General features: G+C 72.3%; 11 protein-coding genes and 1 pseudogene. All 12 read right to left on the bottom strand.

The genetic code is table 11. From position 1 onward, the window contains the following. Nucleotides 1-116: 116 nt before the first annotated feature. Nucleotides 117-1,205, bottom strand: a pseudogene (locus ABZV91_RS05955) (glycosyltransferase); the annotation flags it as partial. A 77-nt stretch (nucleotides 1,206-1,282) separates the two neighbouring features. Next, the gene (locus tag ABZV91_RS05950) at nucleotides 1,283-2,614 is read right to left on the bottom strand and encodes a glutamate-1-semialdehyde 2,1-aminomutase (protein ID WP_355236209.1); all 1,332 of its coding nucleotides are present in this window, start codon (nucleotides 2,612-2,614) and stop codon (nucleotides 1,283-1,285) included. A 20-nt stretch (nucleotides 2,615-2,634) separates the two neighbouring features. Then, nucleotides 2,635-3,189, bottom strand: coding sequence for a YdcF family protein (locus ABZV91_RS05945; RefSeq protein ID WP_355236060.1), 555 nt, complete (start codon nucleotides 3,187-3,189; stop codon nucleotides 2,635-2,637). A gap of 1 nt (nucleotide 3,190) precedes the next feature. Further along, complete coding sequence (locus ABZV91_RS05940; protein ID WP_355236057.1) at nucleotides 3,191-4,570, bottom strand: glycosyl hydrolase family 28-related protein; 1,380 nt, start codon at nucleotides 4,568-4,570, stop codon at nucleotides 3,191-3,193. Continuing rightward, the gene (locus ABZV91_RS05935) at nucleotides 4,567-6,036 is read right to left on the bottom strand and encodes a protein tyrosine kinase (RefSeq protein WP_355236054.1); all 1,470 of its coding nucleotides are present in this window, start codon (nucleotides 6,034-6,036) and stop codon (nucleotides 4,567-4,569) included. Before ABZV91_RS05935 ends, ABZV91_RS05940 begins: the two co-directional genes overlap by 4 nt. Beyond that, the gene (locus ABZV91_RS05930; RefSeq protein WP_355236051.1) at nucleotides 6,033-7,451 is read right to left on the bottom strand and encodes a hypothetical protein; all 1,419 of its coding nucleotides are present in this window, start codon (nucleotides 7,449-7,451) and stop codon (nucleotides 6,033-6,035) included. Before ABZV91_RS05930 ends, ABZV91_RS05935 begins: the two co-directional genes overlap by 4 nt. A gap of 27 nt (nucleotides 7,452-7,478) precedes the next feature. Beyond that, nucleotides 7,479-8,483: a glycosyltransferase gene (locus tag ABZV91_RS05925; RefSeq protein WP_355236048.1), complete on the bottom strand. Its 1,005-nt coding sequence runs from the start codon at nucleotides 8,481-8,483 to the stop codon at nucleotides 7,479-7,481. Continuing rightward, nucleotides 8,480-9,952: a lipopolysaccharide biosynthesis protein gene (locus ABZV91_RS05920; RefSeq protein WP_355236045.1), complete on the bottom strand. Its 1,473-nt coding sequence runs from the start codon at nucleotides 9,950-9,952 to the stop codon at nucleotides 8,480-8,482. Before ABZV91_RS05920 ends, ABZV91_RS05925 begins: the two co-directional genes overlap by 4 nt. Beyond that, the gene (locus tag ABZV91_RS05915; RefSeq protein WP_355236042.1) at nucleotides 9,952-11,103 is read right to left on the bottom strand and encodes a glycosyltransferase family 4 protein; all 1,152 of its coding nucleotides are present in this window, start codon (nucleotides 11,101-11,103) and stop codon (nucleotides 9,952-9,954) included. The genes ABZV91_RS05920 and ABZV91_RS05915 overlap by 1 nt, the downstream gene beginning before the upstream one ends. Continuing rightward, complete coding sequence (locus ABZV91_RS05910) at nucleotides 11,100-12,152, bottom strand: glycosyltransferase family 4 protein (RefSeq protein WP_355236206.1); 1,053 nt, start codon at nucleotides 12,150-12,152, stop codon at nucleotides 11,100-11,102. The genes ABZV91_RS05915 and ABZV91_RS05910 overlap by 4 nt, the downstream gene beginning before the upstream one ends. A 29-nt stretch (nucleotides 12,153-12,181) precedes the next feature. Next, nucleotides 12,182-13,018: a glycosyltransferase gene (locus tag ABZV91_RS05905; protein ID WP_355236039.1), complete on the bottom strand. Its 837-nt coding sequence runs from the start codon at nucleotides 13,016-13,018 to the stop codon at nucleotides 12,182-12,184. A gap of 169 nt (nucleotides 13,019-13,187) precedes the next feature. After that, complete coding sequence (locus tag ABZV91_RS05900) at nucleotides 13,188-14,351, bottom strand: methyltransferase domain-containing protein (RefSeq protein WP_355236036.1); 1,164 nt, start codon at nucleotides 14,349-14,351, stop codon at nucleotides 13,188-13,190. Nucleotides 14,352-14,359 lie beyond the last annotated feature (8 nt).

The raw sequence follows: 14,359 nt of genomic DNA, 5'->3' as shown, positions 1-14,359 counted from the left end.
CCGGGATCGGTACGCGCCGTTTCGTGATCGAGTCGCCGAGTAGCGCCCGACAGGCGGCCGGAGCTGTGGCCGTCCGGCGCCACCGCAGTGGTGGGCGGCGTTCGGAGTACTCGCCCGACGGTGTCCGCCATACGGGCCCGGAACACCGGGGGAGCGAACGATTCCGCGTGGGAGCGGATCCGGGCCGGGGCCAGGTCGGTGGTGGACGAGTCGCGCAGGGCGGCCGCGAATCCGTCGATCACTTCCTCGTCGGATCCGCTCGCGATATGTGCGCCGGTGCGCCCGGGGAGCACGGTATCCAGGGCGCCGCCCGCTCCCACCGCGAGGACGGGCGCCCCGCAGGCCATCGCCTCCACCGGCACGATTCCGAAATCCTCCACCCCGGGCATGAGCAGGGCGCGGCAGCGGCGGTACATATCGGCCAGGACCGCGTCCGGGGCGGCGCCCAAGAAGGTGGTTTCCGGACCGGCCATCGCTTCCAGCCGGCTGCGGTAGCGGCCGTCGCCGACCACGACCAGGCGCAGACCGGCCCGCTGGGCGGCACGGATGGCCAGGTCGGGACGTTTGTACGGGACCAGGCGGCCGGCGAACAGCAGGAAGTTCTCGCGCGGTATCGCCGGATCCGCGGCGAAGCGGTCCAGGTGCACCGGGGGGTAGACGACCGTGGCGGGCAGGCCCCACCAGTCCCTGACCCGGTCGGCCACCGCGCGGGAATTGGCGACCACCGCCGCGAGCCGGGGCGCCGCGGCGGCTTCGGTGCGCCGGGCGAGCACGCCGAGCGCGGCGAGCGCGGCGCGCCCGGCGGGTCCGTCGGCCTCGCGCGTCCGGAACGCGGGGTCCCAGGCCCAGCGGGCGGGGCTGTGGACGTAGGCGATCACGGGCGCGTCGGTGGCGAAGACCGCCTGGGTCGCGAAGGCATGATGGCTGACCACCACCGCGTCGTAGTCCGAACGCAGGGGAAGCCGGCGCAGCGCGCGCGGGACCAGCGGGAGCAGCGGTGCGTGTGACCGCTTGCCGGTGAGCGCGTAGAGGCGCGACAGCCGGGTGCCGGCGACGGTGTCCCACGGTGGATGCGCGATCGCCGGGGCGGCGGCGGGGTCGACGATCGGCGCGAACACCTTGGCGTCCGGCCACGTCCGGCACAGTTCACCGACGACCGCCTCCGATCCGCCGTATTCGGTGAACCGTTCGTGCACGATCGCCAGCCGGGGGCCGCCCGGTCGGCCGGCCGTTGTGGGGCGTCCGCCGGAGTCTCGGTGTGCTGGGGTGGCCGCGTTCGTGGTCACCGGGCGACCTCCGTGAACAGTCGGCGCGGCGCGGCGTGGGCGCGGAGCGCGGGGGCCACCGGGCGGCCTTCGAGCAGACCGGTGACCGTGCCCTGGTCGAGGGCCCGCCGGTAGACCGCGGCGGCGTGGCGGCAGGCCTCGATCGTGTGGTCGATATCGCGGTCGGTATGTGCGGCGGAGGTGACGAAGGATTGCCCGAGGACGCCCCGCCGCAGCAGTTCCTGCAGGAAGAGCGTGCGGTATTCCTGGGACGGATTGCCGTCCGGATCGAGCGTCCGGAACAGCAGACACGACGGGCGCCCGGCGACACACAGCCGATCGCCGAGGCCGAGTTCGGCGGTGATCTCCTCGACACCCGCCCGCAGTCGCCGCCCGGCGGCCTCTATCCGGCCCACCGGGTCGGTGGTGGCGTAGGCGTGGACGACGGCCCGGAAGGCGGCCAGCGCACCGGTTTCCGGGCCGTGGGTGGTCGAGAGCAGGAACACCCGGGCGGCATCGGTCCGCAGACCGCCGAGTTCCAGGTATTCCCGGCGTCCGGCGAGAGCGGCGATCGGAAAACCGTTCCCCATCGCCTTGCCCCAGCACGAAAGGTCCGGCACCACCCCGTACACCTGCTGCGCGCCGCCGGCCGCCCATCGGAACCCGGTGATCATCTCGTCGAACACCAGCAGGGTTCCGTAACGGTCGCACAGTTCTCGTACGCCGGGCAGATAGCCGGGCGGCGGTTCCTGTAGCGCGGTCGCGGCTTCCATGACCACGCAGGCGATCTCGCGCCCGGCCAGCACCTGTTCCAGGGCGGGCAGGTCACCGTAGGGGAAGGAGACGGTCGGCTGGGGTGGGATTCCGGCCGACATCGCGGTCGTGCCGATGAACCAGTCGTCCACGGAGAAGAAGGGCTGCGCGCATACGGCGACGGCGACCCGGCCGGTCACCGCGCGCGCCAGCCGCACCGCGGCGGTGGTGGTGTCGGATCCGTTCTTGGCGAATTTCACCATGTCCGCGCCGGGCACCAGCGCCAGGAAATCCTCGGCGGCGGCCAGTTCGGTGACCGTGGGCCGGGAGAAACTGACGCCGTCGGCGATGGCGGCCGTCACCGCGTCGACGACCGGGCGGTAGCCGTGCCCGAGCGTCACCGACCGCAGGCCCATCCCGTACTCCACGAACTCGTTGCCGTCGCAATCGGTGACGCGGCAACCCTGCCCGCGCACCAGCACCGGTGCCATGTGTTCGGGGTACTGGTCGGCGCCGCGGGCGTAGGTGTGCGCGCCGCCGGGCACCAGGTCGTGCAGCCGCGCCTGGGCACTGTCGCTGCGGCCGAAATCGGTGATCACACTCGCTCCTTCGCGGCTCAGCAGCCGGATTCGGTGAAAGCCTTCAGATATCCGGCGCTCTGCCGGACATACATCCAGGCCTGGAACACGGGGTCGGTACGGCTCGGGCTGGCGACCATGGTGAGTTCACCGTCGAAGCAGCGGCCGACGATATAGCGGGCCCGGGAGATATGCGGGGTGAAGGTGACGACGATGATGTGCCGCCAGCCGCCCGCCTCGGCACGGCGGCGGATCTCCTGGGCTTCTCCGCGGGTCGTCCACGGGTGCGGTTCGAAACAGGACACCCGGAACGGGTAGCCGGTGTGGCAGTAGCGGTTCATCCGCGGATCGTCGAGACCGGTGGACGCGGCGATCAGCAACTCCGGAGCCCACCCCTGCCGGGCCAGCTCGAGCCCGACGTCGAAGCGCTCGTACGGCGTCCCGCCGAGGACCACGACGGCGTCGGCACGACGGAGCGGGTCCACCTGCGGCCGGACGAACACCGGCCACCCGGCGACCGCCGCCAGGCTCGCCAGGACGAGGAGGGCGGCCGCCACCCGCCACCGCCACCTTCCGCGGATCTGTGCGGCCATCTCAGCGAACCGGGCGGTCGCGGCCCAGCGGCGCGGTGCGCAGGGCGCCGTCGGGGGCGACCACGAGGCGCCAGTACCCGCCCTCGGGGTCCCGCAGGACGACACCGGCGTCGGCGTGGTCGGACAACCACGCTCCGCTGGCCAGCACCGAGGCCAGGCCGGCACCGTCGGGGGCGACGGCACGCAGGATCTCCTCCGCGCCCTCGGCGCGGGCGGTGACCGGCCCGGTGAACGTCGGACGGTGGGTCTGGCCGCGGCCCAGGACCTGCCAGTTGCTGGGGAACACCCGCGGGGCGATCTCGGTGCCCGCGCCGGAGATCAGGTTCACCGCGATCCCCTCCGGGCAGCCGGCCTCGGCGATCCGTAATTCGACCGGGCTGCCGCCGGGGTCGGCGTCGAAGGCGATATTCGCCAGATACGGTTGCCGGCAGTAGATCAGGTCGATATCGCACGAGCGCGCCGCGACCTTGCAGTTCACCATGCCGAACTGGGACGGCCCGCCCTTGTCCGCGGCGCCGACCTGCACCGCGATATCGGCGCCCTCGAACCACACATTGGTGAGCCACCAGTTGTTGGCGGCGCCGTCGACGAACAGATGGCGGTCGGTGGTCGCCGGGTCGTTGTCGGAGACGAATTCGACATTGGTGAGCGACAGTCCGGCGTTGTGGTCGTTGCCGGTGCCGAGCACCCCGATGCGGTTACCGGAGAACTTCGAGGACGTGACGTAGTTCTGGATACACGAGGTGGCCAGTCCGACACCGAAATTGTTGATATCGCAGTCGATGAGCGAGGTGCCGCCGGTGTTCGCCTCCAGCACCACGCCCGTCTGCGCGGCATAGCGGGGATAATTGTCGGCGAGATGGTTGCCGCGGATGAGGACGGTATCGAAACTGCAGCGGAAGCATTCGGTGAGCCGGACCGCGGTGGCTTCGGGCCCGGACAGGTAGAACCCCATGCGCGCGAACCGGACCCGCTGCTTGCCCTCCAGATCGACGAGTACGGTGTCCTGGTCGCAGAACACCGTGGTCACATCGGCGCCGTCGCCGTACACGACGGAGTGGTCGGGCAGGTCGGGCCACGCGGTGATCCGGTACTCGCCGGCGGGCAGGTACACCACCGGCGGGGTGCCGTCGGTGCGGCACGCGGCGGCCAGCGCCTCGGTATCGTCGGCTTCCCCGTCGCCGACCGCGCCGAACGCCCGGATATCGCGCACGGTCGGCGAGGCGGTGCCGGTCGCCAGCACGAGGGGCGCGGGCGGCCCGGACGCGGCCAACGGGATCGTGACGGCGCCGATCCCGGCGGCGCCCAGGCTCGCCGCGAGCAGATCGCGCCGCTGGATCCGGCGTTTGCCGTCGTCGTGGCGCGCTCGATGTTCACTCACGAGCGCCGCCACCAGGTCCGGCGGCGCGCCACCGCGACCACCCCGGAGACCGTGGCACCGGCCGCGATCAGCGCGGTGAGTGCCGACTCGATCCGGTCGCGCCGGCCGCTTCCGAGCCGCACCACCGCGACGGTGCCCGCGGCCTTGGGCGCGACGGCGGGGGCGTCGGCGGCGGCGACGTCGACGATCACGCGGTCGAAGCGTTTCGCGACCTCGCCGAGCAGCGTGTCGAAGCGCGCGGAGGCCAGCAGATCCGGCGTGCGTTCGTCGGGGCTGCCCAGGGCCAGCACGACCACCGATCGCTGCGGCCAGGCCACGAAGGCCTCGTCGAGACGGACGTCCGCCCGCAGGACGGCGGCCAGTCCGTCCGCCGCCCGCGCACCGGTCTCGGTGGGGACCGCCGGCGCGGGCGTCGGCGGCTCGTCGAGCGCGGCGGCCGGCTTGCCCCGCAGATCGAGTTTGACCGTCGGCGGGTCGAAGATCTCCCCGCGGATCGCCGCGGAGGTGCGGCCGGACGCGGCGGTTACCAGCTCACGGGCCTGCGTCCCGTCCCGGACCGGCCAGTCGCCGGTCGTCGCGGGCGACTGGAGCGCGGATTCGGGCAGCAGGGTCGAGATGCCGTGGCCGGTCGTGTTCGCGTCGATCACCAGGACCTGTGCGCCGGTGGCGCCGAGTACCGAGGCCGCGCCGAGGACGACGGCGGGTTCCGGATTCGCGTCCGGTGCCGTGAAGATCAGCGGCTTCGCCTCGGGCAGGCGGGCCCGTAGCGCCCGCAGCTCGGCCGGCTCCCGCTCGGTGCCCGGTGCGACCGTGCCCAGCACCGGCTGTCCCAGTGCCGCGAGTTCCGCGCTGTCGCGGATCCGTGTGTTCAGCCGATCGAGCAGGAAGGCCAGCACCGCGCCGAGCAGCAGGCCGGCGAGCGCGCCGACCGCGTACAGCCGGGAGCCGCCCGGACCGCTCGCCTCGGCGGGCGCCTGCGCCGCGTCCACGACCGCGACCCGCGCGGCGGGGGCGGCGGTGACCTCGATGGTCTCCAATTCGTCGACCAGCGCGCGGAACTGGGCGACCACCTGGTCGGTGAGCACCCGGCTGGTCTCGGGATCCTCGTCGGTCACCGAGACCCGCAGCAGCGAGGTCGCCGGCGGGGTGTCGGCGGCGATCGCGGCGCGGAGTTCGTCACGGTCCAGGTTCAGCCCGAGCTGGCCGATGACCCGGTCCACCACACGGTCGCTGGTGACGAGCTCGAGATAGGAGCGCACCCGCTGCTGGGCGGCCAGCCCGCCCTGATAGGAATCGGCCACCGAGGTACCGGTGGCCATCGAGACGTACAGAGTGCTGGTGGCCGTATAGGTGGTCGGCGTCGATTGGACCTGATACGCCGCCAGTCCCACGCCCAGCGCCACACCCGCCAGCAGCACCGCCCAGTAGCGGCGCAGCAGGCGCAGGTAGTCGGGCAGTTCCATCATCGTGTTCCTTCACTTCCCACGCTTGCGCCGACCGGTACCGCGACGGGTCCGGCCGGTGGTTGTCCATCGGTCGCACCGGGCGGCCCGGGCGGCGCGTGCATGCGCCGCCACTGGCCCACGGCCAGCCGGACGAGCCAGGCCAGTACCACGACCTGCAGATATTTTCCGAGAGTTTCGGCGCTGCCGAGCATGCCGCGTTCGAAGACGACCGGCACCTCGATCAGCGCGATACCGAACAGCACCGGCACCGGATGCCGCGCGTACAGCGACCGTGCCCAGCCCACCAGGACGACCGCGGTGAACGCCACGCCCACGACGACCCCCGGCAGACCGCCGATCACATAGCCTTCGCTGATATTGCCCTCCGCCAGCGAGACCGACACCTGGCTCATATCCACCGAGGCGCCGCGTACCTCGCTCGCCCAGGCGGTTCCGGCGTGCAGTTTCTCCTCGGCCAGTAGTTGCGCCGGCACCATACTGCGGGCCAGGTGCCCCACCACCTCACCCGGGCTCGACCACGAGTTCGGTCCGATGTAATAGGCGTCGGTGGCGGCCTCGAGCAGGTCGAACCGGCGCAGCAGACTCAGGAACGGGCGCACCCCTTCGGGGTAGGCGCCGTCCACGGCGGCCGCTTCGGCGCGCAGATACGGTGAGGTCTTCAGCGACTGCAGCCAGTCGAAGCCGGCGATACCGGTCACCGAGACCGCGCCGATGCCGAGTACCTTGCCCCGGGTCCAGCCGGTGAGCGCGAAACGCACCGCGACCGCCAGCGCGGCACCCAGGATCGGCGTCTTCGATTCGGTGGCCGTGGTCCACCACAGTTCCCCGGCCATCAGTACGCCCAGTACAGCGATGGTGCCGGACTGCCCCGGTGGGCGGGCGAAGACGATCAAGCCGATCGCGCCCAGAATGGCGGGCATGGTGAGCAGGCTCAGCACCGGCGAGGCGCTCTGCACGTCGCCGGCCTGCCCGGCGGCGCCGGTGGCCACGCTGAGCAGGCGGGCGAACGTGCCCAGGACGTAGAGGACCCACAGGGTGGCGATCAGGTCGGGATCGCCGGCCAGCGGCGCGTGCGCCGGCCTGGGCCGGGTCCGGGTCCAGACGGCGAAGACCAGCACGATCAGCGCGTAGACGGTGAGACCGAACGCCACCGGACGCAACGCGGCCTCGATCCCCACGTCGTACCCGATCTCGGCCAGCCGTGGATCGGCGACATTGTCACCGAAATGCGGATCGGGGCGCACGGTCAGCAGCACCACCGGGCGTGCGACATAGGACATCGCCCAGTACACGGCCTGCGCGATCAGCAGCACCCGCAGCACACCGTGGGTGAGCAGGGCGGCGCACACCATGGCCGCCAGCGCCGCGACGACGGCCAGCAGCGGCCCGTTCGAGGTGATCAGGTCCGGGATCACCGTCGGCACCCACGCGCGGTCGGCGGTTCAGTCCAGCGCACGCAGGATCTCCTTCGCCCGATCCGTATAGGTGTGACCGCCTTCGACGATCCGGCGGTACCCGGCCTCGGCGGTCTTGGCGGCCTGCTCGGGGTACAGCGCGCAGCGTTCCAGGATCTCGTCGAGTTCGTCGCGGCTGGAGAACAGGAAGGCCTCGGTGCCGTCGTCGAGCAGTTCGGCGTGCTCGTCGGTGCGTTCGCCGACGAACAACCCACCCGAGGCCGGTACCTCGAAGGTCCGGCAGGTGTGGGTGTCGCGGTTGGCGGAGTTGAGCAACACCAGGTTCGCCGTCACCGACGCCACCGCGATCGCGAAATCCTCCCCGTACACCGGTCCGGCGACCTCGGCGCGGGTGGTCTGCAACTGGCGTACCCGCCGCCACCCCGGCCCGCGCACCAGCAGCTGGGATCCGTAGGTGCGGGCCAGCGACACCATGCCGGGCCGCCGGTCCGGGCGGCAGGCGCCGATGAAACCGACCAGGAACTGACGGGTTCCGCGCCGGGCGGCGGGGTGATGCCAGGCCGGATCGTAGGCGCTGCGCACGAACAGGGTCCGGGAGACACCGCGGTCGGCGAGTTCGGGCAGATTGTGGCGTTTGGTGGTGACCACCATGTCCCATCCGGTCTCGTGCGCGAGATAGTCCGCGGTGGTGTTGGCCGGATTGGAGACATCGTCGGGGCTGTAGTGCACGTGGTGTGCGGCCGGGATCTCCAGCAGCCGGGCCTGGTCCAGATACACCGATTTGAATCCGAACACCAGGTCCGGATGCAGTTCGGCGGCGGCCCGCTCCAGCCGGGTGTGCACCCGGTCCACCGTCCACGGCGCCCGGCGCTCACCGGTTTTCGCGTACAGCCACGACGGCGCCAGCCGGGGCGGCAGCGTCACCGGTGTGGAGTCGACCACGATCACCTCGTGGCCGAGCCGGCGGAACCCCTCCGCGAGCGAGCGGGCGTTGCTGCCCAGCCAGTCGTCGCCGATGAACAGAATCCTCATCGCGTCCCTCTCCTCTGCGCACCGGCGGGCAGCGCAGCGCCCGCGGTGCGTTCCCGCACGATCAGTGCGCGCATCCGCGCGAGATACCAGATCGCCACCGCGAACTCCGCGGCCACGATCCCGGCCGCCAGCGTCCACACCGAATGGGTGCGCAGGGTGAGCAGCAGTGCGCACCCCGCCACGACGGTGCCGGTGGCGGAACCGATCAGCACCCCGACGGTGTCCTGCCGGACCGGCAGGACCGCGGTGGTGACGAACGACGTCACGGTGGTGGCCGGCAGGATCAGCGCCTCCAGGCGCAGTACGCCGGCCGCGCCGCCGAACTCGTCGCCGAACACCAGCCCGATGATGAACGGCGCCGCCACCCACAGTGCCGTGGTCGCCACGCACGCCGCCGCCACGCACACGCCGAGCGCGCGCAGCGCGTCCGGCCAGAACCTTTCCTCACCACTACGTTTGGCCATCCGCGGCAGTAACGCGAAGCCGATCGGGTCCAGCAGCGACTGCACTGCCCGTACTAATCGGTCGGCGGCGGAGTACAGCCCGAGCGAGGCCGCGTTCAGTACCGCGCCGTACACGGCGGCCGCCCCTTGCCCGTAGCTGGTGGTCAGCAGCCGTCCCGTCACCACCGGCAGTGCCGCGCGGATCAGTTTCCACGCCCCGTGCGGGCGGCGGGGCGGCCCGAATGTACGCCAGGTGTCCCACCAGGTGAGCGCGAGACTGATCACCGAGGAGGCGAGCAGGCACAGCATCGCCATGGCGGCGGTCGGGAACCGGGGCAGCAGGGTCAGCAGCGCGACGAGATATCCCACCCGCGCGATGGACTGGTACAGCGTGGAGGCGCCGAAACGACCCTGGCCGATGAGCACCCAGTCCTCCGACATCGACCAGAAACCGCCGACGAACAATCCCAGCAGCACCATGCCCAGGTAGTCCGGCGCGCCCGCGGATACCGCCGCCACCAGCGCCACGGCGAGGACGCCGAGGATGCCGCCGCGGATCGCCAGATAGGTGCCGCGGGTGTGGTTCACCACGCTCCGGTCGGTGCCCGACTCCTGCACGCGCGCGGCCAGATACGAGGTGATACCCAGGTCCACGATCAGCGAGCCGAGGAAGTACGCCGACATCCCGATGGCCAGCAATCCCATCCCGGAGGCGCCGAGCAGCCGGGCGATCAGCGGCAGGGTCGCCACCGTCACCAGATACTGGCCGTACTTGCCGAAGCTGACATAGGCGATATCGCGCAGGATCGTCGCCGATTCGCGCAAACGCGCCGCTCTCGTCCGCGGCCCCGTCTCGGCCGGCGGGACCGTCGTGATCAGCGGGAGTTTCTCGGTCGGCCAGTCGGCGAAGGCCGGGATTATCTCGGTGGGCAGGTCGTAGTCGGGCACCCGCAGGCCGTCCACCGACACCGGATAGTGGCGGTGGACGATGCGGATCGGGATCGTCTGCGGGTCGGTGGGAGTCATCACGCGCGCACCGCCCGCCGGCCGGTGACCTGTTCCAGCAGCCCGGTGATCACGCGAGCGGTGGTCGCGATCCCGAAATCGGCGCTGCGTGCGCGCGCCGCCGCGCCCAGGCGGGTGCGCAGTGCCGGGTCGGCGATGAGCCGGTCCAGCGCGGCCGCGAGTGCGGCGGGGTCGCCGGGCGGAGTCAGCAGGCCGTCGATCTCGGGTCGCAGGATCTCGGCCGGACCGCCCGCGTCGGCCGCCACGACCGCACATCCGGCGGCCATGGCCTCCACCACCACCTGTCCGAAGGGTTCGGCGAGTACCGAACAGTGCACCGCGATATCGGCCCGAGCGAAACAGGGCCCCGGATCGTCGACGTGCCCGGTGAATTCGACGGGCAGGCCCAGGGTGGTGGCCGTGTGCTCCAGTCGCGCGCGGTAGTCCTGTTCGCCGAAGAAGGTGCCGCCCACCAGTTGGACGACGGCGGGCCGGTGGCGCAGCAGAGTGAGTGCGCGCAGCAGAACCTCGTGCCCCTTCCACGGGGTGAGGCGCCCGACCATGGCGATCCGGACCGCGCCGGGGTCGCGCTGGGCCGCCCGGTGCGGGGCCGGTAGCGGTTCGACGCCGGGATGGGCGACCACCGCGACCCGGCCCCGGGTGTAGAGGGTGCGCAGCGTGGACCGGCTGTTGGCGACGATGCCGCGGGCGACGGTCCACCCCAGCACCCGCAGCGCCAACGCCAGCGTCCGGCCGAAATATTCGCCGCTGATCCGGTCGTGGACCTGCCAGACCAGCGGTACCCCGGCGCGCCGGGCGGCCACCGCGCCCATCAGCAGGGCCTTGGTGCTCTGCGCGACCACCACCTCCGCGCCCTCGGCCCGGACGATCGCCCCGAGCCGGGCACCCAGCCGCACCAGGCCGGCCGCCCCGGTGAGCAACCGCAGCGGCCCGGAGCCGTCGACGGTCAGCGCGCGGCCGTCGAAAGCGTTGCCGCACACCGTGACCGGTATCCGATGAGCGCGGAACCGGTCGACCAGCGGGCCGGGAGTGGTGACCAGCATCGACGCGTCCACCGCGCCGCCCGCGCGCAACGCGGTCAGCAGCCGCAAAGTCGCGAGCTCGGCGCCGGAGGGTGCGGCGGTATGGGAGAGGAACACAGCGCGGATCATCCGGTGAGCTCCCGGTAGAGGGCGATATGCCGGTCGGCGGCCGCCGACCACGAGAAGGTCTCGGCATGCGCCCGGCAGCGGTCCGGAGCGGGGACCGCGCCGTCGAGCGCGGCGGCCAGCCGGGCGGCCAGTGCGCCCGCGTCGCCCGGGGCGACGATCAGCGACGGGTCCAGGCCCCGGACGGAATCGGGCAGGCCGCCGCATGCCGTGACGACCGGGGCGCGGCCCGCTGCCAGCGATTCCAGTGCGATGAGTCCGAAACCCTCCAGCGCCACCGACGGCACCACGGTGACCGTGGCCCGCCCGTACCATCCGGTGAGCTCGGCGTCGTCGACGCGGCCGGTGAAGGTCACGCTCGATCCCAGACCGCGGGCCTGCTCCCGCAGCGATGCCTCGGCCGTCCCGGTGCCGACCAGCACCAGCCGTGCCTCCGGATGCGCGGCCCGCACCTCGGGCCAGGCGCGCAGCAGCACATCGATACCCATCCGGTGTTCCAGCCGCCGCACGCACAGGACCAGTGGCGCTCCGGTGGGCAGGGGAGCGGGGCGGAACCGGTCCAGGTCGACACCCGGCGCGATCACGGCCACCGTGTCCGGTCGTACCCGATAGTCGTGCACCAGCAGATCCCGGAAGTGCTCGGACAGGACGACGAACCGGTCGGCCGGCCGGGCGCGCAGCCGTTCCAGCGCGTATTTCGCTCCGGCGGCCAGCGCGTTGCCGCCGGCCGCCCGGCTCTCCGCCGCCCACGGCCCGTGGAAGTGCACGACCAGACGCCGGGTGCGGGCGTCGGGCGGTCCGTACAGCGCGAAATGCCGGTCCAGCACGGTCGCCCGGCCGGAGGCGAGAGCCCCCGAGTCCCGGAACGCGGTGCGCGCGCGACGCCAGGTGGAGCCCCCGACCGGTCCCCAGGACAGCCCGCCCGGCGGCGGGTCGCCGAACGCGGAGGCCGAGACCTCGACCTCGCTCCGGCCGGCGAGTGCTCCGAAGAGATCGGTGAAATAGCGGTTCAGCCCGCCCGCCGCGGCCCCGAACCACTCCGAGCCGGTCATGTGGACCCGCGGCGGCGCGGTCGTGGCGGTCATCGGCGCGACCCGATCCGGGCCCGGGCGAACTGTCCCACCCGTACCCCGAGCCGCTCCAGCGCCGTCCGCGCCAGCCGCAGATCGCCGATGGTCACGTCCAGGGGCGAGAGCAGCAGCGGGCAGTCCCGGGCCAGGCGGTGGTGAAAGCGCAGCGTCTCGCTGAGTTTGCTCACCGTCGAGGTCCGCGCGCAGAGATTGAACGACGACGCCCGCCAGGCCGCCGCCACCTGGGGCAGACCGAAGAACAACCCGAACTGCCCGATCCGCGCGAACAGGTCGACATCCATCGGGAACACCAGGTCCCCGCGCAGGCCGCCGACCCGGTCGAAATGCTCGCGCCGGAACATCGCGGCCGCGGTGGGACCGAAATCGGCGGGACCGCGGCGCACGATGGTGCGGGCCAGGGCGCGGGAGGTGCGGACGCCGTCCAGTCCCGGCAGGCCGAGCCCGGTTTCCACCAGCTCGCCCTGTTCGTCGATCACCTGGAAACGGCTGGAGCTGAGGGCGAACGCCGGATCGGCCATCACCTCGAGCTGCGCGGCGAGCGAACCCGGCAGCAGGATATCGTCGGCACACACCACTTTCACCAGATCACCGGTCGACAGCGCGATCGCGCGATTCCAGTTGTCGCCGATGGCCAGCGTCGTGGCATTGCGTTCCACCCGGATCCGCGGATCGTGGAAGGACGCGGCGATCTCGCCGGTGGCGTCGGTGCTCGCGTTGTCGAGCACCACCAGTTCGAAGTCGACGTCCTGACTCAGAATCGAACGCAGCGTCTGTTCGAGTGTCCGCGCGGCCTCGTAGGCCGGGACACAGATCGACACGCTGACCACTGGTGATCCTTTCGATGGAATGGGAGGGGATACGCCGGGCAGGTCCCGGCGTATCCGAGGAGACGGTGTGCTGTCGGTGCGGCGGCGCGAGCCGATCACCGAGGTGTGGAAGCGGAGTGGATCCGGGGTGCGAAGGAGCAGTGGTCCGCACGCCCGCGAGCGGTGGGTCCTACCGGATGGGCCGCTCCCGCAACGGATCGGCCGGCTCGTCCACGAACCAGCGTCCGGCCAGTTCCGGGAACCGTTCGGACACCTCGGTGAGCAGGTCCGGCACCGTCAGCAGCACGCGGTCCGGCCGGGCGGCGACCAGTTCGGCCGGGGCGATGATCGGCACGTCGGTACCCGGCATCCGCCGGCCCTGTTTGGCCGGCGACGCGTCGGCGACTCCCGCCAGCAGGTCGCGGCTCAGGCGCGCGCGGCAGAACAACGCCACCGCGCGTGAGGCCGCTCCGTAGGCGTATACGCGCTCACCGCGCGCCGCCGCGGTCTCCAGCGTCGCCCGCAGACTCCCGGCGTGCCGGTCGGCCGACCGTTGCAGCCCGCCCAGGACGACCGGATCGGCCGCCTCGTCCTCTCTGGTCAGGATGCGCCGCACCGCGTCGCCGGGTGCGGCGGCGCCGTGCACTGCCGCCAGCAGCACCGTGCCCCCGTACAGGTCGAAGTCCCAGGCGTCCACCACCGACATCCCGGCGCCGCGCAGCAGCTCGCGCAGGACGGCCAGGGAGTAGTACGCGAAGTGGCCGTGCCGCAGCGCGTTCCACTGACCCTGGGTCACGATCGTGTGCAGCGGGTGGTACTGCAGCAGCAGCACACCCCCGGCGGCGGTGGCCGCCGCCCGTTCCGCGACGGCCGCCGCCTGATCGCGGTCGTGCATGAGACCGAACGAATCCAGCACCACATCGGCGGGCCCGCCGGAGACGGCGAAACCCCGCTCGGCCAGCAACCCCAGCCAGCTGCCCCCGTGCGGGCTGGCGAATTCGCGCACGGTCCGGCCCCGCAGCAGGTCGGCGGCGGCGACCCGCCGCACCGCGTCGGCGGCCTGTTCGCGCAGCGCGCGCGGTTCCACGCCGCGCGGTTCGGCGGTGACCGTGTCGTCCTGTGCCAGTTGCGCCAGCCCGCAGTCGCGGCAGATCACCATCGCCAGTGGGTGGGCGGCCTCGTCGGGCCGCGGCGCGGTGTCGGCGGGCGGGAAGTGGTCCGCCGCCGGCATCGCCCCGAGATCCAGCACCGTCACCAGCGCCGCGCCGCGGCAGGCCCGGCAACCCGGTGGGTCGGCCGGGCGCGGATCGAGCAGGGCCGTGCGGCCGCCGCGCGTCGTGCCGAGTCCGCTCATGACACCAT

It is taken from the genome of Nocardia sp. NPDC004568 (genome assembly GCF_040609955.1).
Taxonomy (GTDB): Bacteria; Actinomycetota; Actinomycetes; order Mycobacteriales; family Mycobacteriaceae; genus Nocardia.
The sequence above is the reverse complement of the archived record's forward strand: the minus strand, read 5'-3'. Positions and strand labels throughout refer to the sequence as shown.

Bases quoted from the DNA above. Each gene is read 5' to 3' on its own strand.
- ABZV91_RS05920 (WP_355236045.1), bottom strand. From the start codon at position 9,952: ATGACTCCCACCGACCCGCAGACGATCCCGATCCGCATCGTCCACCGC.
- ABZV91_RS05915 (WP_355236042.1), bottom strand. From the start codon at position 11,103: ATGATCCGCGCTGTGTTCCTCTCCCATACCGCCGCACCCTCCGGCGCC.
- ABZV91_RS05900 (WP_355236036.1), bottom strand. From the start codon at position 14,351: ATGAGCGGACTCGGCACGACGCGCGGCGGCCGCACGGCCCTGCTCGAT.
- ABZV91_RS05910 (WP_355236206.1), bottom strand. From the start codon at position 12,152: ATGACCGGCTCGGAGTGGTTCGGGGCCGCGGCGGGCGGGCTGAACCGC.
- ABZV91_RS05925 (WP_355236048.1), bottom strand. From the start codon at position 8,483: ATGAGGATTCTGTTCATCGGCGACGACTGGCTGGGCAGCAACGCCCGC.
- ABZV91_RS05945 (WP_355236060.1), bottom strand. From the start codon at position 3,189: ATGGCCGCACAGATCCGCGGAAGGTGGCGGTGGCGGGTGGCGGCCGCC.
- ABZV91_RS05935 (WP_355236054.1), bottom strand. From the start codon at position 6,036: ATGATGGAACTGCCCGACTACCTGCGCCTGCTGCGCCGCTACTGGGCG.